Below are 22297 nucleotides of genomic sequence, written 5' to 3'. Positions count from 1 at the left end.
ACTTCGCTGGAAGCCTTGCCACTGCTGGCTTTCCCGCTTCCCCGTGCCCCGGTATCCGAAGCACGAAAGAGCGAGATTCTAGCGAGCCGTACCGGCACTTGCAAGCGTTATTTTGATGTGCCTGGATTCGTCAGATCAGACTTAGAAACGACCACGCCCAACGCGGGCCCAGTGCGATCAGAAGCACGTCGCTTTATACAGCCGCGTGCTTGCGCATCACCCGCTCAACCAGCTCTAAATAGTGATTGAGATCCGGCGTCGGTTGATTCTGGGCTTTCGCGCGGTCATCCCATTTACGCAGGCGCAGCGCGTCTTGCGCATAAGGCTTTTGCAGAAACGACTCCGCCTCCTCCTCGCTGAAAATGCCGCCTTGCAACTCCAGACTGCGCACCGAATCGGCGGAAAGCTGGCCGAAATACGCGGCGTCGATCGCGCACAGGCAGCGCTTGGCGTCGACATGCAGACGAATGGGCTCCAGCACCGCATCCGGCAACACCGGCCGCAGGAACGGCAGCGCGAAGTACTGGTGCAGATCGTCGATCCCCCGCTCGGTCGGCGTTTCGCCTTGCAGATTCAACAAATGCCCGAGGTCGTGCAAAAACGCCGCCGCAACCAGTTCGTCGGCAGCGCCGGCTTGCTCCGCCAGCGCACCGCTCTGCAACGCATGCTCTAACTGCGTCACCGGTTCGCCGCTATAAGCCAGCTCGCCGTATCGCTCGAACAGCGAACGGATATCGTTCAGACTCAATGCCACTCTCTTACTCCCACGGTAATGAAAAGGTCTTCAGGTTGGTGAAGCTTTTCATCGCTTCCTGAACGCCTTCCTTATAGCCAAGGCCCGAATCCTTGATGCCGCCGAACGGCGTCAGCCCGATCCGGTAACCAGGGCACTTCCCATACGTTGACCAACTCCACGCGCGTACCTGTATAAGGATCGAACACGTCGAGCGTGCGCGCACGCGGCGCGCGCTCGCCTTTTGAGCCGCAGCGCTTCCGCCCGGAATGCCGGATGGTCTCGCAGCGTCGCGTTCATGATGGCGATACGCGATTCAACGCGATGTCGAAGATATCGAAATTGCGCAGCCTTCTATCGCCGCCGACGCCATGCAAAGCCTCAACCCGCCGGTTGAACAGCAGCGGTACTTCCTGTTCGGAAATGCCGCCATGCGAGCGCAATGGCACGGTCAAGCCCGACAGGTCATGTTCCTCGCGTCGCGTGCCGAGCACGACGTGTTTCGCACTCACCACGACGATATCGCCGACACGGTCTTCGGGCAGTTCGAAACGTTCGCATGCTGCAAGCCGGTCGAGCACGACATCGATCCCCTGCAAGTTGCTGATGCACTCAATAACCTGCGCAATCTCAACTTCGCGCGACACAGGCAAATAAACCGTCGCGAACGAACCCAACGCGCCGTGGTGCACGACATACGGATCGGTGATCGGCAAGATCACCCGCGCCGTCTTCGCGCCGAACCAGTCGTCCAGCACATCCTGCAGATAGACCACATTCGGCTCGCCGGTCTGCGGATTGTGCTTCGCGTTCATTCCATGATCGGCAGTAAGGCCGATCACCCAGCCGAGCGCATCGAGTTTTGCAAAGTAACCGTCCATCATCGCGTAGAACGCATTCGCGCCTTCGGTGCCCGGCGCCCATTTGTGCTGGATGTAGTCGGTGGTCGACAGATACATCAGGTCGAGTTTGCGCGTTTGGGCGAGACGCACGCCAGCAGCGAACACAAATTCAGAGAGCCCCGCGCTATACACATCGGGCAGCGGCAAGCCCACCAGTCCGAGCACTTCGTCGATGCCGTTTTCTTCGAGCGTCACTTTGTCGGCCTTTTCCGCCGAGAAACAGATGCCCTTCAACTGCCAGCCGAGCAGCCCGCGCAATTTGTCCTTCGCGGTCACGACCGCCACTGCGTCGCCCGCATCGGCAGCGGCGGCCAGCAAGGTACCGGCACGCAGATACGCGGGGTCGTTCATCATCACCGCCGCGCCCGCGCCGCCATGCGCGTCCGGGTCCCAGAAGTAATTGCCGCAAATGCCATGCACCGACGGCGGCACGCCGCACACGATCGACAGGTTGTTCGGGTTGGTGAACGATGGGATCACGCAATCGCCCTTGAACGCCGAGCCGCTCTTGAGCATCGTGCCGATGAACGGCGCGACGCCCGCTGAAACCGCCTCTTCCAGATAGTCGAACTCGCCGCCGTCGACGCACACCACGACGGTCGGTTGCAAGGGCAGCCGGTAATGACGGCCGTTGACATCGATCGTAGGTTCGCTGGAATCTGCCATCGCTACCTTCCATGCAGGCGGGGACATGCGTGCCGTCATCAATCGGTTGAGGCCTTTCTCAACCGCACCTAATTCTTGGACGAAGCCGCCAGCCGCACCGCTTCGCGCAGCTCAACCGGATCACACGCCGCATGAGCGCGCTGCAAGCCGTCGTGCACATGCGCGTGCATCAGCGTTGCGGCATGGTCGGCGTCGCGTGAAGCCAGCGCCGTCAGAATTGCACGATGCTCGGCGAGCGAGTGATGCATTGCATCCGCATGCACGACCAGCGCGGCTCGCCGGAACAGACTCAGTTCGCTGACTAGCCGCCGATACGTCTCGTACAGTTTCAGATTGCCCGACGCCGCCACCAGCGAGTCATGAAACGCGACGTTCGCGCGGCCATACGCATCGTGATCCCGCGCCTCGACGGCCGCGCGCATCGCGTCGACCCAATCGCGTAGCACCGCGAGCTTGCTCGCATCGATACTAGCCGCGAGCAGCCGGCACGCGGCCTCTTCGAGCACCGCGCGTACCGCGCAAATCTCATCGGCTTCCGCGAGCGTCACCGTGCGCACGAACACGCCACGATTCTTCTCGATGCGGACCAGACCGGCCTGCTCCAGTGCGCGAAACGCTTCGCGCACCGGCCCGCGCGACACCTGCAAACGCGCCGCCCAATCGGCTTCGTTGAGTTTGTCGCCCGGCGCGAGCGCACCTTCGACGATGTGCCGCTCGATCTCGCCGCGAACCAGCGTTGTCAACGAATGCCGGCGCACGACGTCGATGGGATCAACCTCGTCGGATTGCATATTTTCGGTCATTTTGACATTTTTTGCCACATCGACAGGTGTTTGCGTACGGCCTGTGCACGCAAACACAACACTTGGATTGGCTCGTCAGTCCATCCGGCGACGCGGCGCACGCGCGGCGATCAACAGCAGCGCGGCCAGCGAAACCAGCAGCAGAATCAGCGACAGCGCGGAGGCCGGCAGGTAATAGCCGCGCTCCACCTGGCCGACGACCACGATCGGCACCGTCGCGAAACCCGGCGGATACACGGTGAGCGTGGCGCCGAGTTCGCCGAGCGACAACGCAAAGCCGAGCGCGAGACTGGCGCGTATCGCCGGCACGAGTTGCGGCAGCACGACGCGACGCAGCACCATCGACGGCGGCGCACCGAGACTGGCCGCCGCTTCGCGCAAAATCGTCAGTTCCGGGCGCAGCGCGGCGGCGGCGCAGCGGTAGCAGAACGGCAGCACGAGAGCCAGCTGCACGAATACGACGATCGCGGCGGAGCTCGACAGATCGATTGGCCGTTTGTGATACGCGATCAGCACGGCGAGTCCAAGCACCACGCTCGGCACGCCGTTCGGCATCATCGCGATAGTGTCGACGAACGCGCCCAGGCCACGACGGTCACGTCCTTCGAGCGCCAGCGCAAGCCACAGTCCGAGGATCGTGCCGAGCACCGCGACGCCCATGCCGACTTCGAGGCTGGTGGTCAGCGCGTCGAAATCGTCGGAACCGAGGCGCTCGAACCAGCGCATGCTGAAGCCATCGGGGAAGATCGTGCCGGACCAGTGCGCGGCCACGCTGGAGAGCGCAACGACCAGCACCGGCAGCACGAACAGCCAGAAGCACAGCAACGCGGCAAAGCCGAGGAACAGGCCGCCGAGCAGCCGCGTGAGCAGACTGTGACGCACCGGCCGCGCTTTTTTATGCATGACCGGCAATACGGTCGGGTCGAGTTCAACGGCCATTACCCGCTCCTTTCACCTTGCGACGGTTGACCTGGCGGTACAACGCATACAGCGACAGAGACATCAGCAACATCACGACCGCGCCGGCAGCGGCAGTCGGCAGATCGAGGTCGACGGTGGCGGAACTGTAGATCGCGACCGGCAGCGTGATCAGATGCGCGCTGCCGAGCACGAGCAGAATGCCGAACTCGTTGAGCGTCAACAGAAAACACAGGATCGTGCCCGCCGCGATGCCCGGCCACGCGAGCGGCAGGATCACCTTGAACGCGACCATCACGCCGCTCGCGCCGAGGCTGCGCGCGGCCTCGATCAGACGGCGATCCAGCAACGCGAACGACGCGAGCGTCGGACGCACGACGAACGGCGCATAGAACACGACTTCCGCGAGAATCACCCCGCCGACCCCGAACAGGAAGTTCAGCGGCGGCTCCTGCAAATGAAACAGCCGCTGCAAGCCGATACTGACCGAGCCTTGCGAGCCATACAGAAAGATCAGCGTGAACGCGACCAGGAACGACGGGAACGCGACGAACAGTTCGAGAAAGCGCGTCACCATGCGCGCGCCGGGAAACGGCTTGAAGAACAGGATCGACGCCAGCGCCACGCCGAGCAACGAGGCCAGCCCGGCACTGGCGAACAGAATCCACAGCGTCGTGCCGATCACGCCGCTCGTTTCCGGATTGCCGAAGAACGACGAATAGGCATGCACGCTGATGCCGTGCGGACCAGTCAGACTCAACATCACCAGACGCACTAGCGGATAGATGACCAGCGGCCCGAGCACCACCACCGCGAGAAACAGCAGATGCCATTGCGCCGCGCGTTCGCGTCGCTTGACCGCAGCGGAATGCGCCGCGGCGCTGGCGTCGCGGCGAGCCTGGGCGGCAGCTTCGGCTTGCGCCTCCGCCGCGCTCAGCGGAGCACGCGCATTACCGGTTGATAAGGACGACATCGTCAGCCTCATAACGCAGGGAAACGCGCGCGCCCTTCTCCGGCATCATGCCGTGGGCGCGCTGCATGGTGACGAGCACCGGTTCGTTGGGCATCGCGTCGAGCAGGACCGACACCGACAACACCGCGCCATACCATTCGACCGATGCAATCGCGCCATGCAACTGCCCTTCGCCGAGCGGCACGATGCGCAGCGCCTCGGGACGCAAACACGCGACACGCTCGCGCTCGTTGTAACGCACATCGTCCATGCTGAACGCGACCTGCGGCGACAGCAGATTGGCCGCACCCAGGTAGCGCGCAACAAAGGCGTCGGCAGGTGTGTCGTACAACTGCTGCGGCGTGCCGAGTTGCGCGATGCGGCCGTCGCGCATCAGCAGCGTGCGGTCGGACAGCACGAGAGCGTCGTCCTGATCGTGCGTCACGCAGACAATCGTCAGATTCGGCAGACGCTCATGCAGCGCCTTCAGTTCGGAACGCACCGACGCACGCAGATTGGCGTCGAGTGCGGAAAGAGGTTCGTCGAGCAACAGCACGTCCGGCTCGATCACCAGTGCGCGGGCCAGTGCCACACGTTGCTGCATGCCGCCCGACAACTGCGCAGGCATCACGTGACCGGCGTCGCCCAATTGCACGAGTTTCAATGCATCGGCGACACGGCGTGCGACATCTTTTGCCGGCGTGCGGCGGGCGCGCAAACCGAACGCCACGTTCTCGAACACCGACAAATGCGGGAACAGCGCATAGCTCTGAAACAGCAGACCGAGGTTGCGCTTGTGCGGCGGCACGTGCGTGAGATCGTGGCCGGCGACAGTCAACGTGCCAGACAGTCCGTCTGCTTCGATAAACCCGGCGATGAAACGCAACAACGTCGTCTTGCCGCAGCCGCTGCGGCCGAGCACCGTGAGCAATTCGCCGCGCTGGATCGTCAACGACAGATCGTCGAGCACCGTGCGCGAACCGAAGCGCACCGTCAGATGGTCGATCTGCACGCCGCCCGGCGTAGTCGAACGCGCGAGCGCGTCCGGTGCGGCGCCGAGCGCGCCAGGTTGAGCAAGACTGGCGGTATTCACCGGGTTCATCCTCCAACAAGATTAATGCTGATACGGCGTCCCGAAGCACTCAAAGACGCCGCCTGAATCGACTCCATCCCACTACGTCGCGTTGCGCTATGTCGCGAACAACGGCTTACTTCGGCTTGACGACTTCGAGTTGCTTGCCCGACGAACCGATGACGTCGTTCTTCCAGCGCGTGGTCCAGTCGGCCTTCTTCGCCATCACCTGGTTCCAGTCCACCGGAATCAGCTTCACGCCCGAAATAGCCTGCTTGACGGCTTCGCCGTTCTTGCCGGCGAGCGGCACGTCGGTACGGCCCGGAATGCCGAAGATGTCCGGCACCTTGGCCTGCACGTCCGTCGACATCAGGTAGTCGATCAGCTTCTTGCCTTCAGCCTGGTTCGGACCGCCCTTGATCAGACCGATCGCGTACGGCAACTGGAACGTGGTCGGCTGGCCGCCAGGCGCAACAGCGAGGAACACCGGCTTGAGCGACAGGCCGCCGTTGGCTGCATCATCGAGATCCATCTGCAGATCGCCGTTGGCCACCGCGATTTCGTTGCGCGACAGCAGCACGTCGAGGTAGCCCGTGCCCTTGGTGTGGAACTTGGCGCTCTGCTCCAGCTTCTTCAGATAATCGAACGCCTTGTCTTCGCCCATCAGCGACGAGGTCAGGATGATCACGGCCATGCCGTCGCCCGCCGTCGCCGGGTTCGAATACGCGACCTTGCCGCTGAAGTCCGGATGCAGCAGATCGGCGAAGGTCTTCGGCGCGGTTTTCGTGACGTCCGGGTTGATCGCGAACGAGAAGTAGTTGTTCACGAACGTTGCCCATGCACCGTTCGGCGCCTTGGCGATCGCCGGCACATTCTTGTAGTTGGCGCTCTGATAAGCCTGCAGCAAACCAGCCTGGTCGGCTTGCTGGATGAACGGCGGCAACGTGACGATCACGTCGGCCTTCGGCTGATCCTTTTCGATCGTCGCGCGGTTCACCACTTCACCGCTGCCTGCCGTGACGATGTTGACCTTCACGCCTTCCTTCTTTTCGAACGCGGGCAGTACGTCTTTATACAGATTCTCCAGACCATCGGCGGTGTACAGCACCACCGCGTCGGCCGCGTGAGCCTGCACCGCCATGCCGCCAAACGCAGCCGCGGCGACCAGCGCCGGCAACAGCTTGCGTGCGAGACCGGCCGTGGCCTGAAGGGAATTCGTCTTTGTCATGTTGCTTTCTCCGAAAGGCAAAAACCAGACGGTCGGGATATCCCGATACCTGTTGTGATTGAACGGCGGTAGCGCCGCGCCGCTTGCGTGTTGCCCGCAGTCAGTTGCCGGTCACTTTCTGCCCACCGCCTGACGCCAGATTGTGCGGATTGCAGATTGCCAACAACTTTGCCGCGTCTTCTTCAGCCTGACCTACAGCTCACCTACGACCTCGCGCTGCCTGCCATGCCTGAACGGGCACGGCAAGAATCACAGGTTTCCATGACAACGCCATGACCATTCTGGCGAATTCCAAAAAATGACACAAATCGCCAATAATAACCAACACGCTCACGTCGTCACCGTGCACGGGCGACGACCATTCCTGGTGACGGAAAGGGTGTGGGCAAGTACGGGAAACGGCCCTGTCCTATCGACCGCGCAGCGCCTCAGCACAGCGCGAAGCGGCGCGATTTGCGATGCGATTGAGACGGGCAGTCAAACGAATGACCTTGAGCGTTCAAGTCACAATCGTATATGGCGAAAATGACGATGTACGCGCGCCGCATGAAAGCGGTGAAAATTCGCGGCTGAAATGGCCGTTGACACGCCGATGTCACGCGATTCCGGTGGGGCTATCGGACAACGGCGCGTATTGTGCCCTTCCAGCGGGGATCTTGCAGCGAATAGCGAGTGGCCGCCTGGGTTGGGCCGGGTTGGGCTGGCTCGGGCTGGCACTGCGCAACGATGGAACCGGCATCCGTGGGAACTGGATTGCGCCGCGTCTCCCCTGCGGCCTTCAGGCGATGACGATTTCCGGACCGTGAGCAGCGATCGCTTTGCCGAGCGCGCGCTCAGGCGCCAACTCGGTGACCAGATAACGCGCCGACTCGATACCGTTGATCCGGACCGGTGTCACGCGGCCGAACTTCGAATGGTCGGCGACGACCACCACTGTGTCGGCGGCGGCGATCATGCGGCTGCGCACTTCGGCGGCCATGCGGCTGTAGTCGGTCAGATAGCCATCCGGCGAAATCCCGCCCGCGCCAATGAACGCGAAGTCCGCGTGATATTGCGTCAGTTGATGAACCGTATCGAGCCCGAAGGTGGCGTCTTCGATATCGGAGAGTTCGCCGCCCAGCAGCGTGATGCGATTGTCGTTACGGCGGCCGAGCAGCAGCGCGATGCGCCAGTCGTTCGTATAGACCGCAAGCCGGTGCCGGTCGAGCAGCGCGCGCGCCACCGCCTGCGTGGTGCTGCCCGAGTCGATGATCAACGAGGCGCCGTCGGGCACATACTCCGCCGCCCGTTCGCCGATCGCCCGCTTCGCGCCGGCGTTCGCGGCTTCGCGCGTGTCGAGATCGGGCTCGCGGCGGTCGCTGGAAAGCGCGCCGCCGTGTGTGGTGACCAGCAGGCCGCGCCCGGCCAGCGCATTCAGATCGCGGCGGATGGTTTCGCGCGACACGTTCAGTTCACGCACCAGTTCAGCGACCGAGAGCGCGCCCGTTTTGGCGACTTGAGCGAGGATGTATTGGTGTCGTTGTTCTGCAAGCATCTGTTGAAGGCCGGAAGCCGGTGTGCTGGGGTTTCGCCACGATTGAAGAAGGCCGGCGTATTGTATTACGCAAGGCCAGCGGATGCGGTGCCCGGTGCGCTCAGCTCGTGCTGGCGTCGCATCTGTCGCGTGCACGGTAGGCAGTGATCGGTCACTCATCAGCCACTCGTCGGCCACTTACCTGCTAACCTTAGCGACCCGGGCCTGATTGCTTTGTCTGCTTTGTCTGCTTTGTCTGCTCCGACATGCTGCGACTGCGCGCCGGCCCAGATTGGTGTCTGTCGCTGCCGTCCAATGTCATCACCCTGCTGCCCCCGTTTACCGAACTGCCGATGCCGCCACTGTTTCGCCGTCTACTGCTGCTGTTCCACGCGCTGCGTTATGGCGCGCGCCTGATCTGGCTTGCCGCACCGCAGGGGCACAAGCTGCACTGGATCATTGAACTGGTCGGCCGTGTGCATGCATCGGGCAATAGTGGGCAGAGCCTGCACAACGTGCTGCCCGCGCTCGGTCCGCTGGCGAGCCGTTTCGCGCAGACGCTGGCCGAGCGGCCCGAACTCGCGTCCGGCACCTTGCACGATGCAATCGACGCGATCGATCACATGGAAGCGCCACTGCCGCCGCACGAGTCGGAAGCCGCGCTGGCACGTGCGTTTGGGCGGCCGCTTGCGACCCTGTTCAGCGCCGTCGATCTGGTGCCCGTGCGCGGCGGCTTTGCCGAGCAAACGCATTTCGCGCGCTTGCTGACTCCAGTCAAAGGCCATAGCGAAGTGGCGATCAAGCTGGTGCGCGTCGACCAGTTGCAGCAGATCGGCGACGAACTCGCGCTCTTGCGCTGGGTTGCGCGCTGGCTCGAAAAACTCTCCGGCACCGCGCGCCGCCTGCAACTGCGCACGCTCGCACAAAGCTTCACCGACGACATCCAGCGCCGCTTCGATCTGCGCGCCGAAGCCGCCAATCTGAGCCAGACCGGCCATCATTTCGACGGCGACAGGCGCATCATCGTGCCCGATGTGATCTGGGATCTCTGCACCAACCACACGCTGACGATGCAGCGCATCAGCACGCTGCCGGCGAGCGATCTGCCTGGCCTGCATGCGCATCACGTGAAGCTTGCGCCATTGGCCGCGCATATCGTCGAAGTCGTGACCGAGCAGGCTTTCGAGCACGGCTTCTTTCACGCCACGCTCGACGCACGCCGCGTGCGCGTGAGCATCGAGCCGGATACGCTGGGGCGGCTCGTGCTAGCGGAGTTCTCGATCATGTCGACGCTCTCCACGGGCGAGCGCGAATTCTTCGTGCATGGCGCGACCGCGCTATTCGACCAGGACTACGGACGTCTCGCCGACATGCATCGCGATGCCGGGCACGTTCCTCAAGACACCCGCACGGAGATGCTCGAAGCCGAATTGCGCACGCGCGCCGAAGCGCACTTCGCGGCGAGTCCCGAAGACCGCTCGGCGGGTTCGCTGTTTCATCATCTGCTGCATTCGGTGCATCCGTTCGACGGCGTGGTGTCCGGCCGTCTCGCCACTGCGCAGCGCTCGTTTCATCAGGCGGAGATGCTGGCGCGCGCGCTGCATCCCGGTGTCGATACGTGGAATATCACGCGCGGCGTGCTGGCGGGTATCGCGCAGCGCGACGTCGATCATCGCGGCTGGATCAAGCGGATTTCGCGCGAGTTGCCGCATCTCGCGCATATGCTGCCGCGTGTGCCGCAACTGGCGGTCCGTTATTTGCAGCACGAGCATGACCGCGCGCGGACTCCGCAGCAGAATGCCCAGTTGATCGTGGACATTGGGCGTGAGTATCGGCGTACGCGGATATTGTTGTGGGCGTGCGCGGTGTGCGGCGGTGTGCTCGGGGCGGGCGCAGTCTGGTTGATGTGGTGAGTACCCTCGCGTCCCCAGCGCATTGCAGCTTCGAACAAGACACGCTCCGCCCATCACGACAAGATGACGGCTTTCTACATCGCCCCTTCCGATGCTCGCCTCCCTGATCGCTGCTGTCTTTGTCGTACTGTGGTCGACCGGCTTTGTGGTCGCCCGCGCCATCACACCCTACGCCGACCCCAGCCTGTTCCTTCTCGCGCGCTTTAGCGGCACCGCGCTGATATTCGCGCTTGTGGCGCTGGTCACACGCGCCGCGTGGCCGACGGGCCGCGACCTCGGCAAGCATCTGATCGCGGGCGCCCTCCTTCAAGGGGTGTATCTCGGCGCCGGCTACTGGGCCGTCGCGCAGGGCATGAGCGCGGGCGTGATGGCTTTGCTCGGCGCGCTGCAACCGCTCGCGACCGCCGCCGTCGCCGCGCCGTTGTTCGGCGAACGTCTGTCACGGCGCGGCTGGACCGGTATGGCACTCGGCCTCGCGGGCGTGGTGCTGGTGCTCGAACCAAAACTGGCCATCGCCACGCCAGTCACGCAACAGGGTCATGCGCCAGGGTGGCTGGTCGTGCTCATCTCGATCGTTGCGGTCGCTGCTATCACAGCGGGCACGCTGTTTCAGAAGACCTCGCTGGCAAAGGCCGATATCCGCAGTGCGAGCGCGGTACAGAACTTCGGCGCGGCAATCGTGGCGGCGGTGTTGGCGTTATCGCTTGGCGAGCATCGCTGGATTGCATCGCCGACGCTGTGGGCATCGCTCGCGTGGGGCATCGTGATGCTCTCCGGCATCAGCGTGACCTTGCTGGTGTGGATGGTCAGACGCGGCGATGCCGCGCGTGCCACCGCGCTCATGTTTCTCGCGCCGCCGCTCGCCGCACTCGAAGGCTATGTGGGCTTCGGCGAAATCCTGTTGCCCGTGCAGATCGCGGGCTTTGCACTTGCGCTGGTGGGCGTGTTGCTGGCGCGGTCGTGAGCCCGACGCAGCGGTGCGTTGGTACTGGTTGAACGCTTGAGCACGTTCGGCCTTGCAACACTCCGCAAGGGATAGCCGATGCGAACTCGAACCGCCCATCAGTCCGCCGTATCCGCGCCCGCCGGCACCTTGGCCTGCGCCTTGCCGCCAGGCGCCGGCGTCCATCCGGGCCGGCTCTTGCGCTGCGAATCCACCACCACGATGTAGCGCCCCGCCCACGGCGTAATCTGTCGATCGCTCTTCAACAACCACAGTGATTTGCCGGAGTCGACCAGCGCGGCATACTCGGCGTCGAGAATGCCGTAGTGATCGAGAAACGTATTGAGCGACGCGGGAATCCGCACACAGCCCTTCGAATGACGGATGCCGAGCAGCGGCTCGAGCCGGTCGGGATCGGTGGCGTGCATCTGGAAGCGCATTTGCGACACGCCGCCCTTGCCCCAGCCGCGCTCACCCTGCGCCCAGCCAAGGTCGAAAATTCGCATGTCGCGCTTGCCATAACCGCGAATATGGTTTTCGTTCAGCGTGCCCTCCGAGCGGAAATCCATGTTAGCGGGCGTGTGTTCGAACACGCCGAGCGGTGTAATGAAATGATCGTATTCGCCGGGCCGCCCCGTCGAAACCGGCGACGCGCCGATCATCTGCCAGGTGTCGGCCGGAGCCGCGCGAAAATAGACGAACAGCGCCTGCACGTTCGCGTTGCGATCGACCAGCACCACATATTCGCCCGACAGGTTGCCAAGCGTATTCGCGCCGAGCGCCGCTTGCAGGCGACCTGCGTAGGCGCTCTGCTCGGAAGCGGGCACCCTGAGTTTGCGCGTGACGTCCTGCGCAAACACCGCACGCAGCAAAAACGCCCGGCGTGGATCGACGCCGCCACCCGCATCGGGCGCGGCTACGGCAGACGCGTTGAGAGCGGCCTCTGCGCGGTTTGCTGAAGCAGAAGAGGAAGCGGAATTCGCAACCGCAGTTGGCCCCGTCGCCGCTGCCGTTGCATGAGCCGACGCAGCCATCGCAATGCCTGACGACACCACGGACCAGGTGGCGCAAGCTACCAGCGTCAGTCTTTGCAAAGCACGCGTGGCACGGACCACACCAGACAGCCGCGGCCCGGACGGGCGCCGCAGGCACCCTCGTACCCGCCGACGATCCGGCGACGCAAAAGTCAGGCGGTCCAATACAGGCTGGCCAGGCCGGGTTGGGTAGTTCATCGCGTATTAGAGCAAACCTGATTATTATTGACTGCTCGCCGGTTCACGCGGCGCCTCGGAACGAGGATGTTACTAAGCACGCTGCATTCTGTCGATGAACTGGCGGCCGATTCGACATATCGCGGTAATAGACAAACATATTTGATGATCCGTAAAAACATGGCGAGCGATTTTAGAGTCGACTTCAACGCCAATATCACCGCAAAACGATAATGGCTCCGTCCCGTTACGCAAACTGAAGCAATCCAGAAGCCCGGACGCAGGTCGTTCCACTATTTACTTTATTTGCAGCAAGCGCAGCGTGCCGTCGACCCTGCGCAAGCCTGCGAGATCCACAGGAAATCATCATGAAAAACGATCCAGCCTCCCGCCAGACCAGTATCGCAGCGGAAATGCACGTGAGCGCCGAATTCGACGCCGGTCGCGAAATTGAACGCCGGGTCGATTTTCTGGCGAATTATCTGCGCAGCAGCGGCCTGAAAACTTATGTGCTCGGTATTAGCGGCGGTGTCGATTCGACGACAGCCGGACGACTCGCGCAACTCGCCGTCGAACGTCTACGCGCCGATCATTACGATGCACATTTTGTAGCGATACGTTTGCCTTACGGCGAACAGAAAGATGAAGCCGATGCACAGATGGCATTGCGATTCATTTGCGCTGACGAAAATATCGTTATCGACATCAAACCGGCTGCTGATGCAATGCTCGCTGCACTCGGCAATAGCGGCGTGCTATTCACCAACGAATCGCAGCAGGATTTCGTGCACGGCAATATCAAGGCGCGTCAGCGAATGATTGCGCAATACGCAGTAGCCAGTGCACGAACCGGCGTGGTGATCGGCACCGACCATGCGGCTGAATCGGTGATGGGGTTTTTCACCAAGTTCGGCGACGGCGGCGCCGATGTATTGCCGCTCACGGGACTGAACAAACGTCGTGTGCGAGCGGTGGCCAAGGCGCTTGGCGCCCCGGAAGCGCTGGCCCACAAGGTACCGACCGCCGACCTGGAAATGCTGCGCCCGTTGCGCCCGGATGAAGACGCGTACGGCATTCCATACGATTCGATCGACGACTTTCTGGAAGGCAAACCGGTCAGCGAGGCTGCACGCGACGTCGTGCTGCGGTTTTATGATGCCACCCGCCACAAGCGCGCTTTGCCTTACACGCCGTTCGACTGGCCTACGCGAGCGGACGAGGAGTGAAGGGGCGAAGGGGGGCACAAATGAGGCGGCGAACATCGCCGTGAAGAGGCCTTGCAGTCACGCGGGTCCGATGTGCGGCGTTTATCCGCAGCGATCCGCAGCGTGTGGCGCCGCGTTTTGACACGCTAGTCAACCCAAGCTGATAGCGCGCAAAAACACGGTGAAGCAAGCTGCATCACCGTGTTTTCAATCGCAAATCATCACTGCGCAGGCGGCTCGTCGCTGAACAGATCGGCGCTCGCCTCCAGCGTCTGACCGCCCAACTGCTTGCCGTGAATCTGCCGTGCGATCACATCGCCCACATAGGGCGGCGCTTCCGCATTCAACTCGATCGTGGCATAGGCAGCGGGTGTGCCAGCGTCGATAACCTCGACGTTTTTCGCATAATGACCCAGTTCGTGCTGGAGGAACTCCCGCACTTCCTGCTCACTGCACGATGGCGCGATGTTGCGCACGATCAGATTCATGCGCTCTACCCTCTACGCGTACTGCGGCCCGCGCCGCGATCTGCGGACTGCACGCGCACCGGGCGCAGCGCGGCACGTTGTTTCGCCTGAGCGGCGGCCAATTCGCGGATGAGTGCAGCGCCAGCGGCGCCCAAAGCGGCCAATGACAGATAGAAGGCAATCATTTAAATCTCCTCAGCGAATTACGTCCTGTATTCAGGATAGCCATATTCGATAGCAAAAGCGATGCAACCGGGCATGGGAAAGACGGAATTCACGCCCCCGTTAATGCACTGTACCCGAATAAGCCGCGTCAAAAACAGCAAAACATCCTGGATTTAACGCAGGTCATGGGTTAACCCACACTTGCCCATCACAATTCACTGCATTCCGTCCGCAAAAACCGGGGCGTGGTGGGCGTCGGCACGCAATCCAGACGCCCTTCTGAACAGATTCGCGCCAACGGCGAGCTGACCGGCAGGATCAGTCCGCTGCCTGCACATTGGCCGCGCTCACCCACCACGCGTTCTTGCCCTGCGGCAGCTGGACCAACACCGCGGACGGATCGTCGACACCGTCATCGGCGATCTGGCAGACGGACAGGCCGTCGGGCAGGCGCTTTACCTCGCCAGCCGACTGAAACAACGCGATGCGCTGCGCGTTCGACGGTTGCATCGAACGCAACTGTTGATAAACGTCGAAGCTGATTGCTGCCGGCACGTCGCCGCGAATCTGCAATGCGTCGGCGTTGCCACAGCGTGCCGGCTCGGCGGCGAACGCGGCGCTACTGCCCAACAGGCTGCCGAAAGCAAGGGCCACGGCCACGAGGCGTGAAGATTTCATGGTGATTCTCCGGAAAAAATTAGGCGCGGCGTGCAGCAATTACACGCCGCGCATCTGAATACGCGTGAAAGACCGCCCTCGACCAGGATCACAGCCCGCGAGGCGGCGCCTCGACGTCAGGGCGCACTGTCGCGCTCGGCAGGCCGTCCATTGTCACCGGTCGCGACGTCGAGCCGGCTTATGTCGCAAGAGGTCTGACTGAAACCCGAATACACCACCGACCAGTTCCCGACGATCGCAGCTTGCGCCTCGGCAAGGCTTAGCTTGCCTTCACAGACGCAGCGTTTGAGCATAACCGCCGCGCGCGCCTTGCGGCGCTCCCCCTGCTGACCTGCCCACGGCAGGAGATCGAGATTCGCGGACGCGTCCGGCGAGCCGCCGAGCACGATGGGCACACGCCGGTCGAGCGCAAACGCGGCGCCGTCTTCCGCGTCAATGCCGCGCTCGGCGAGCAAGCGGTCCCGATGGGCCATCAACTCGTCGAATGGCGGAGCAACGGTGTCCGCATAACCGGGGCGGCAAATTGTCTCGCCCACCGATTGTTGCGTGACACGCTCGTCGAGCATGCTGTTTTCCTGCGCGTGCGCGTCCCCGATACGCAAGACGAGAAGCGCAACGAGGCCGAGCAGCAGCGCACGCCCCCTCTTGGGAGTGACGCGCGCCAGCGCGGCCTGACGGGTGAAGACCGGCGGATTCGGTTGATACGTGCGGCGGATTGGGTCGCTGGAAAGTTGGATGCGACGCCTGTCTGCAATGTCTGCGTTCATTCGTCGGCGCGCCGTTAATGGCACGCAATAGTCAATTCGCAGAGTAATTAAAACACATCCAATATACCTGGGTGCAAAACGCGCGCTCGTTAAAGCGTGAATGGGCGTTAGATTGACGGCATCGAGCGGGGATTTTGGGCTTTGGGTTATGGGGCAATGAGGTGGGGCCGATGAGCCACGCAACGAAGTCGCCACGAGGCTGCGGCATGCAATGAAAAACACGAGGCCTCCCAACCAGAACGCGAACTACAGGCGAGAGCGCGCGCAAACGATGCGCGCGCCCTTTGTCTTCGTGCAACGGCCATTCTGCGCCGACGCGGCCCCTCAGCCTGTCACGCCCGCGCGCCGCCGGCTCGACTCGCCCGCTATTGCGCCACTCGCGCCTGCAACGCGCGAATCCGCCCCACCGCCTGCGTGTTCGACACTGTCGCGTCGTACATCGCCGCGAGATCCGCCTTCAATGCCGTACGCGACACACCGTCGAGATACACCATATGCCCCGACGGATAGAACCGCGCCGACAGGTTTTGCCTGACCTGCTGACTCAGCAGCGGCATTTGCTGCAGATCCAGCACGGTCTGGTAGAACGGCGTCACATAATCGAAGAAACCGTTCGCCGACAGTACCTTCAGATCGGGATTGAGTGCCATCACCGCGGCCAGATCGCCAGCGGTGTACAGAATGACGTTGCCCTTCGCGTCGAGTCCCTTCTGCGCGCCGGTCGGGTCGATATGGCCGAAATCCCAGTACTTGAACGCCTGGTCGTTCAGGTCGGTGAACGATGAATTCGACGTGTACTTCAACTGTTCGTTGAGGTAGACGTTCCACATCGTTGTATAGACGCCGGTCACGGCGGTCATGGTCGGATCGTTGCCGCCCGAGTTCGGATCGATCTTGCCGGCAATGCCCGTGTCGATCGCGGTTACGCGGCCGTCATACTCGCCGAGCGCCAGACCTTGCGACTTCAGCAACGTGGTCAGGAACAGCGAATTGCCCCGGCTGTCGTACGCCGCGATATCGAGGCTCCACGCGAGCAGCGTCGCCTTGTCGATGCCGGTGTATTCGCTCAGCTTTTCGACGGTCGCGGAATCGGTAGTCGGAAACTTGCGCAGCGCGGCGAGATAGTCGGTACGCGAGAATTGCGCGACTTCTTCGGCGAACACGCCCAGATTGGTTGGCCGTGGCGCGATGCCGAGTTTCTTGTGATACCACGCGTCCGCCGCCGCCGTGGGCAGAGCGCCAACCGGGTTGCCAGACTGCGTGTAATCGAGAATCGACGATTGCAGCGTGATACCGTTCAGATCGACGCCATCTTCATGCAGGCGGTACGCCAGCACGCAACTGCGTGCCGTGCCGTACGACTCGCCATACAGGTATTTCGGCGAATTCCAGCGGTTGTTCTTCGTCAGAAAGCGCTTGATGAACTGCTTGAGCGAGTCCGCGTCCTGATCGACGCCCCAGAAAGCGCGATTGGTTTTCGGTGCAATCGCCGCCGAGTAGCCGGTGCCGACCGGATTGATGAAAACGAGATCGCTCTTGTCCAGCAGGCTGTCCGGATTGTCTTCCATCGAATAGGGCGCGGGCGGCGTGAAGCCTGGCATCGACGTCTTGATGCGACGCGGCGCGAACGAGCCCAGCAACACGAAGACCGACGACGAGCCCGGACCGCCGTTATAGAAGAACGTGACCGGGCGCGCTTCCTCTTTCTGGTTGTCCTGCGTGAACGCGACGTAGAACATGCGAGCTTCGGGCTGCGAACTGCTCGGGTCGACGATGACCAGATGACCAGCCGTTGCCGTGTAGTTGATCTTGTGACCGCCGATCGTGATCGAATGATGCGTGACCGCCGCCGTTTCGGTGGTGTCGGTAACGGAATCGTCGGGCCCGTTGCCATAGGCGACCGGATCGAAGAATGGCTGATCCGCGGTTTTACGTTTTGTGCTCGCGGGCGTTGAGGCGGCTGAGGCGCCCGTTGCGTGAGAGTTGTGCGACGACTGCGGACTAACGGAAGCTGACTCGGTGTTCGTCATGATCGCTCCATGGGTTCGTTCACGTCTTGTAGGCTCGCCCGTTCCGGGCTTTCTTCAAGGTTCCGAAGGACTTCCTTCAGGAACCTGCCTGGGGAGCCGGTCGGCGCACTCCCCGAGGGACCTCCTGCGGCCGTGAGTTGCAAACTATAGTGCGGCCGCCACTTTCTGACCATTGGGACTGCCGAGCCCCGTGCAGGCGTCCCAACCAGCCGTAGCCGCGAAACTGCCGTTGTTGCCCTGCGTGATGTCGCGACACACACCCTGCGCCTTGTACAACTTCGGATTGATGAAACCCACCGGCTGTCCTTTCGACGCATTGATCAGCGCGATCAGCGCCGCCCACAGCGGAGCGACCGCGCTGGTGCCGCCCACCACGGTCTGCTCTCCGTCGATCAACACGCTGTAGCCGGTGACCGGCGATGCGTCACCCGCCACATCGGGCACACCGCGTCCACTGAGCGCGGTCGCGCCGCCATGGGTCGAGCTTGCCGACAACCCGGTTTGCCACACCGGCACCGGGAACGCCTTGCTCACGCCGCCGCCGGTTGCGCCGCCCTGCGCGCCGTCGTTCCACACGACCTCATGCGAAATCGATGTGCCTGATGCGGTCAGGTTCGTGCCGCCGCACGCCAGCACATACGGACTCGACGCCGGAAAGTCGACCTGATTGCCGCTGCCAGAGCCATCACTCGATCCGCTGTCGCCCGACGCGACGCAAACCGTCACGCCAAGCGCCGCCGCCGTCTGTAACACGCTGTTGAATGCGTTGAGCGACTGGCTGGTCCAACTCGACTCCGGGCCGCCCCAACTGATCGAGATGACCGAAGGCTTGTTGGTCGTGTCGTGCACCGCGCGGCTGACGGCGTCGATGAAACCGGCGTCGCTGTTTTGCGTGAAGTACACGGCGATGTTCGCGCCAGGCGCAATGGAGCCGACGATTTCAATGTCGAGCGTGACCTCGCCGTCCGGCCCATTTGGGTCGCCGCTCGGCTGATTGCTGCCCTGATCGACACCGACCGGTTTCACCGTGGGTGACGCGACGCCGAGGCTGGAGAAATAGGATTTGAGGTCGGACGCGTTATAGCCGCCGCCCAGTTCGATGATGCCGACGCACTCGCCTTTTCCATCGCCCTGCGGAAACTGGTAAAGCGCAGCAAGTTGCGGCGGAGTGAACGACGCCTGGTGTCCTTTGGCCGGCTGGAATGGCGGCCGGATCCGGAAGTGCGGCCGCGCCTGAGGCCGGTTATCGAGCCCGAGCACCGCCTCGACCACGCCGTGCAGGTCGTCCGGCACGCTGATCGTGCCGGTGCGTCCGCGAAACTGGCCTGCCGTGTGATGCTCGTAATGCTCGAGCTTGACACCGAATGCACTCTGGAACTGCTCGATCGTGCCGCTCAGCAACACTGAGCGCGCCGCCACGTCCTCGCGCACGACCGTCAGGCTATGGGCCTGTGCAAAAGCCTTCACCTTCGCGACGTCGTCGGGCGCGGCACCGAACTCCTGCGCGAACGCCTCACGCGACAACGGTTTGACGCCGGGGTCGCCGGCTTCGATTTTGCTCATCAACGCGTCGAACTGCGCCTGCCGCTGACGGCGCAGCATCACGAATACCTCGATCCGTTCCGCGGGATCGCACTGCCCAACGACTCTCGAACCCTGCTCTACTTTTCGCTCGCTTCCTGGCAAAGGATGCTTGGTGACCATGGTATCGACTCTCCTGTAAGCGTGACGCGCGGGCCACTAAGACCCAGACGGTGGATACAAGCACGGCACGCGCCTGCACAACCCCATTGCCTGACCGACCCGCCACCGGCCTGACTCGCGCGGCTGGCTTGCGCGAGCGACTACCGGGTCAATCAAAACGTGAGTTGCTGTTTCAAGGACTTCGTCAAACCGTCCGACCAAAGCATTCGAACACAGTTCCAATGCGTTCGACAGTTATCCGGATGGCTAACGTCACGTTGCATCAATGCGCATCGTCAACGGCTCGCGCTATGATGCTGCTGCGGCAATCCAGCCGTTCCATTGCCTCGCGCGCCGTCCGCGCGCACGCTCGAAGAATCAGAGGAACCCCATGTCCATTTCGATGTATCAAGCATCTTTGCCCGTGCTGATTCGCGGCCTGACCAACCTGCAAGCCATTCTCGGCAAAGCCGACGTGCACGCGTCCGAACAGCAGATCGATCCCACCGTGTTCACCAACGGCCGCCTCGCGCCAGACATGCTGCCGCTGGTACGCCAGGTGACCATTGCGAGCGACACGGCGAAGGGTTGCGCGGCGCGTCTGGCCGGTGTCGAAGCGCCGAAATTCGACGACGTCGAACAGACTTTCGACGAACTGCAAGCCCGCCTGCAGAAGACGATTGATTATCTGAAGGAATTCAAGCCCGAGCAGATCGATGGCTCGGAAGAGCGCGCAATCACGCTGAAAATGCGTTCGGGCCCGATCGGCTTTACGGGCCTGTCGTATCTGCTGGGTTTCGTGCTGCCGAACTTTTATTTTCACGTGACAACGGCGTATGACATTCTGCGTCACAACGGTGTCGAACTCGGCAAGCTCGATTACCTCGGCAGTATCGGCTAACGAGCGTCACGCAGGGTGTTGTGCTGCGGTGTGGACAGTGCGTGAGTGGCCATTGCGTGAGCAGGCCATTGCGTCACGCCTAGATACGCGGCTGGAATGCGATGATCGCCATGCCGGCCAGCGTGAAGGCAACGCCGGCCGCATCCCATAGCGTGGGCCTTACCTTGTCGACGCACCACAGCCACACGATAGCCACCGCCACGTACACCCCGCCGTAAGCCGCATACACGCGGCCTGCGGCGGTGCCGTGCAAGGTCAGCAGCCACGCGAACAGTGCGAGGCTCAATGCGCCTGGCACTAGCAGCCAGACCGGACCGCCCTCTTTCAACCAGCGCCACGGCAAATAGCAGCCGACAATTTCAGCAACGGCGGTCACCGCATAGAGCAAAAAAGTTTTCATCGACGAATCAGCGTGCAGTCTTGTGTCACCGCGAACGGATGCGCGGCGCTATCGGCTTTATTAACACAATCACTTTGCTGCCGGGTACGTCGCGTGCGACAGTCGTCGCATTCCTTTTACTGATGGCGACAGGTCATGAGCATTGCGTCACCCTGTATCGATATCTGCAAATTCGATAGCAAGACCGGTTTCTGTATCGGCTGCACGCGCACACGCGACGAATGCAAAAGCTGGAAAAAGATGAAGGACAAGCATCGCAGGAAGATCATTGAAGATCGTCCGCGTCGCGAGCATAAGTTGAAAAAATGAAGGGATGCGCGGCGCCCGCGTTGTGAGGCGAAGGGCCGCTGCCAGTGAGTCAGCAGCCCTTTTATCCGGCTTCAAAGCTGGACTACAGAAGCCGTCAATCCAGCGAGAGCCGCAGCGCAAAACCAATCAGCGCAGCGGAGAAGGTCCAGCGTTGCAGCGTCTGCGCAAGCGGATGGGCGCGCATCCAGCCCGCGATCCGCGCGGCGCCGATCGCGTACATTGCGTCAAAGCAGGCGCCGATCATCAGCAGAACCACGCCGAGTTCCACCATTTGCCACGCAACGGGGCCCGCCTCCGGGCGCACGAATTGTGGCAGCAGCACCGAGCAGAACAGCAGCGCCTTGGGGTTCAGCAGATTCGTCAACAGACCCTTGACGAACGCCGTCCGCAACGGACGCGAGTCACCGCGCTCAGCCCCTCTCGCCGCAGCACCGTCCGGCAATGCGAAGACCGGCGAGCGGAAGATCTGAACGCCCACCCACGCAAGATAAACCGCGCCGCCGTAGCGCACGATGTCATACAGCCATGGCGCGTTGCGCAACAGTGCCGCGACCCCGCATGCCGATAGCGTGACGTGCGTGGCACGCGCTAGCCCTAGCCCCCCGGCAGCCGCGAAACCACTGCGCGCACCACGTCCAATACTGGTTTGCAGAATCAGCGCCATGTCCGGCCCAGGCACGGCGTAAACGACGAACAGCGCGGCAATGTAGACGACCAGCAAATGTGCGGAAATCACTGAAACCCCCTGTTTTCAAGGGATCTATCTTGCTATCGTCGACGGAGAGTTTGCTGGCGAATTACAGGCCTCCCCAGTCAATTTTTGGAGGAATGCGCTAAC

22 protein-coding genes and 1 pseudogene are annotated in these 22297 nt (G+C 62.4%); 5 read left to right on the top strand and 18 right to left on the bottom strand.

All coding sequences use genetic code 11. From position 1 onward, the window contains the following. Nucleotides 1–193: 193 nt before the first annotated feature. The 9 genes and pseudogenes from LMG28727_RS13735 to LMG28727_RS13695 all read right to left on the bottom strand — a co-directional run bounded on the left by LMG28727_RS13735 (nucleotide 194) and on the right by LMG28727_RS13695 (nucleotide 8808). A complete protein-coding gene (locus tag LMG28727_RS13735; protein ID WP_201642858.1) occupies nucleotides 194–754 on the bottom strand; it encodes a phosphonate degradation HD-domain oxygenase in 561 nt (186 codons plus the stop codon). A 4-nt stretch (nucleotides 755–758) separates the two neighbouring features. Continuing rightward, nucleotides 759–915: pseudogene (locus LMG28727_RS13730) on the bottom strand (aldehyde dehydrogenase family protein); the annotation flags it as partial. A 114-nt stretch (nucleotides 916–1029) separates the two neighbouring features. Then, entirely contained in the window at nucleotides 1030–2301 is a 1272-nt protein-coding gene (gene phnA, locus LMG28727_RS13725) for a phosphonoacetate hydrolase (RefSeq protein ID WP_201642857.1), read from the bottom strand. Nucleotides 2302–2369: 68 nt separating this feature from the next. Continuing rightward, entirely contained in the window at nucleotides 2370–3104 is a 735-nt protein-coding gene (locus tag LMG28727_RS13720) for a phosphonate utilization associated transcriptional regulator (protein WP_201642856.1), read from the bottom strand. Nucleotides 3105–3179: 75 nt separating this feature from the next. Further along, nucleotides 3180–4043 (bottom strand): 2-aminoethylphosphonate ABC transport system, membrane component PhnV, encoded by an 864-nt coding sequence (gene phnV, locus LMG28727_RS13715; RefSeq protein ID WP_201642855.1) that lies wholly within the window; start codon nucleotides 4041–4043, stop codon nucleotides 3180–3182. Then, nucleotides 4033–4995, bottom strand: a complete 963-nt coding sequence (locus LMG28727_RS13710; protein WP_201642854.1) for a 2-aminoethylphosphonate ABC transporter permease subunit — start codon at nucleotides 4993–4995, stop codon at nucleotides 4033–4035. The genes phnV and LMG28727_RS13710 overlap by 11 nt, the downstream gene beginning before the upstream one ends. Continuing rightward, nucleotides 4973–6067, bottom strand: a complete 1095-nt coding sequence (phnT, locus tag LMG28727_RS13705) for a 2-aminoethylphosphonate ABC transport system ATP-binding subunit PhnT (RefSeq protein WP_201642853.1) — start codon at nucleotides 6065–6067, stop codon at nucleotides 4973–4975. The genes LMG28727_RS13710 and phnT overlap by 23 nt, the downstream gene beginning before the upstream one ends. Nucleotides 6068–6182: 115 nt before the next feature. After that, complete coding sequence (gene phnS / locus LMG28727_RS13700; RefSeq protein ID WP_201642852.1) at nucleotides 6183–7274, bottom strand: 2-aminoethylphosphonate ABC transporter substrate-binding protein; 1092 nt, start codon at nucleotides 7272–7274, stop codon at nucleotides 6183–6185. A 778-nt stretch (nucleotides 7275–8052) separates the two neighbouring features. Next, nucleotides 8053–8808, bottom strand: coding sequence for a DeoR/GlpR family DNA-binding transcription regulator (locus tag LMG28727_RS13695; RefSeq protein WP_201642851.1), 756 nt, complete (start codon nucleotides 8806–8808; stop codon nucleotides 8053–8055). 332 nt (nucleotides 8809–9140) lie between these two features. On the opposite strand from LMG28727_RS13695, the gene LMG28727_RS13690 reads away from it, so the two are divergent. Both LMG28727_RS13690 and LMG28727_RS13685 read left to right on the top strand, forming a co-directional pair. Continuing rightward, entirely contained in the window at nucleotides 9141–10700 is a 1560-nt protein-coding gene (locus LMG28727_RS13690) for an ABC1 kinase family protein (RefSeq protein ID WP_201642850.1), read from the top strand. Nucleotides 10701–10791: 91 nt separating this feature from the next. Further along, nucleotides 10792–11664: a DMT family transporter gene (locus LMG28727_RS13685; RefSeq protein WP_201642849.1), complete on the top strand. Its 873-nt coding sequence runs from the start codon at nucleotides 10792–10794 to the stop codon at nucleotides 11662–11664. A gap of 98 nt (nucleotides 11665–11762) precedes the next feature. Here LMG28727_RS13685 and LMG28727_RS13680 read toward each other — a convergent pair whose 3' ends face one another. Beyond that, nucleotides 11763–12677: a L,D-transpeptidase gene (locus LMG28727_RS13680; RefSeq protein ID WP_236591882.1), complete on the bottom strand. Its 915-nt coding sequence runs from the start codon at nucleotides 12675–12677 to the stop codon at nucleotides 11763–11765. Between the two features lie 545 nt (nucleotides 12678–13222). Between LMG28727_RS13680 and nadE the strand changes: the two genes are divergently transcribed. Further along, entirely contained in the window at nucleotides 13223–14080 is an 858-nt protein-coding gene (nadE, locus tag LMG28727_RS13675; RefSeq protein WP_201642847.1) for an ammonia-dependent NAD(+) synthetase, read from the top strand. A 200-nt stretch (nucleotides 14081–14280) separates the two neighbouring features. On the opposite strand, the gene LMG28727_RS13670 is transcribed toward nadE, so the two are convergent. From LMG28727_RS13670 to LMG28727_RS13645, 6 genes are all read right to left on the bottom strand, one after another. After that, entirely contained in the window at nucleotides 14281–14547 is a 267-nt protein-coding gene (locus tag LMG28727_RS13670; protein WP_201642846.1) for an RNA-binding protein, read from the bottom strand. A gap of 5 nt (nucleotides 14548–14552) precedes the next feature. Continuing rightward, nucleotides 14553–14711: a hypothetical protein gene (locus LMG28727_RS13665; protein ID WP_201642845.1), complete on the bottom strand. Its 159-nt coding sequence runs from the start codon at nucleotides 14709–14711 to the stop codon at nucleotides 14553–14555. A 298-nt stretch (nucleotides 14712–15009) separates the two neighbouring features. After that, nucleotides 15010–15369, bottom strand: coding sequence for a hypothetical protein (locus tag LMG28727_RS13660; protein WP_201642844.1), 360 nt, complete (start codon nucleotides 15367–15369; stop codon nucleotides 15010–15012). A 116-nt stretch (nucleotides 15370–15485) separates the two neighbouring features. Beyond that, a complete protein-coding gene (locus LMG28727_RS13655) occupies nucleotides 15486–16136 on the bottom strand; it encodes a hypothetical protein (protein WP_201642843.1) in 651 nt (216 codons plus the stop codon). A gap of 365 nt (nucleotides 16137–16501) precedes the next feature. Next, on the bottom strand, nucleotides 16502–18166 hold the full coding sequence (locus tag LMG28727_RS13650; protein WP_201642842.1) for a S10 family peptidase: 1665 nt from the start codon (nucleotides 18164–18166) through the stop codon (nucleotides 16502–16504). 144 nt (nucleotides 18167–18310) lie between these two features. After that, nucleotides 18311–19870, bottom strand: a complete 1560-nt coding sequence (locus LMG28727_RS13645; RefSeq protein WP_201642841.1) for a S53 family peptidase — start codon at nucleotides 19868–19870, stop codon at nucleotides 18311–18313. A gap of 370 nt (nucleotides 19871–20240) precedes the next feature. Here LMG28727_RS13645 and LMG28727_RS13640 point away from each other — a divergent pair, with 370 nt between their 5' ends. Beyond that, nucleotides 20241–20750, top strand: coding sequence for a DUF1993 domain-containing protein (locus LMG28727_RS13640; RefSeq protein WP_201642840.1), 510 nt, complete (start codon nucleotides 20241–20243; stop codon nucleotides 20748–20750). 79 nt (nucleotides 20751–20829) lie between these two features. Here the strand turns inward: LMG28727_RS13640 and LMG28727_RS13635 are convergent, their stop codons facing one another. Beyond that, nucleotides 20830–21150 carry a YnfA family protein gene (locus LMG28727_RS13635; RefSeq protein WP_201642839.1) on the bottom strand — a complete coding sequence of 107 codons (321 nt, stop codon included), beginning with the start codon at nucleotides 21148–21150 and terminating at the stop codon, nucleotides 20830–20832. 135 nt (nucleotides 21151–21285) lie between these two features. Between LMG28727_RS13635 and LMG28727_RS13630 the strand changes: the two genes are divergently transcribed. Then, nucleotides 21286–21459 (top strand): DUF1289 domain-containing protein, encoded by a 174-nt coding sequence (locus tag LMG28727_RS13630; RefSeq protein WP_201642838.1) that lies wholly within the window; start codon nucleotides 21286–21288, stop codon nucleotides 21457–21459. 94 nt (nucleotides 21460–21553) lie between these two features. Here LMG28727_RS13630 and LMG28727_RS13625 read toward each other — a convergent pair whose 3' ends face one another. Further along, nucleotides 21554–22195 (bottom strand): LysE family translocator, encoded by a 642-nt coding sequence (locus tag LMG28727_RS13625; protein ID WP_201642836.1) that lies wholly within the window; start codon nucleotides 22193–22195, stop codon nucleotides 21554–21556. Between the last annotated feature and the right edge of the window lie 102 nt (nucleotides 22196–22297).

Source organism: Paraburkholderia metrosideri (assembly GCF_904848625.1).
Taxonomy (GTDB): domain Bacteria; phylum Pseudomonadota; class Gammaproteobacteria; order Burkholderiales; family Burkholderiaceae; genus Paraburkholderia; species Paraburkholderia metrosideri.
This window is presented reverse-complemented; position numbering and strand designations above follow the sequence as displayed.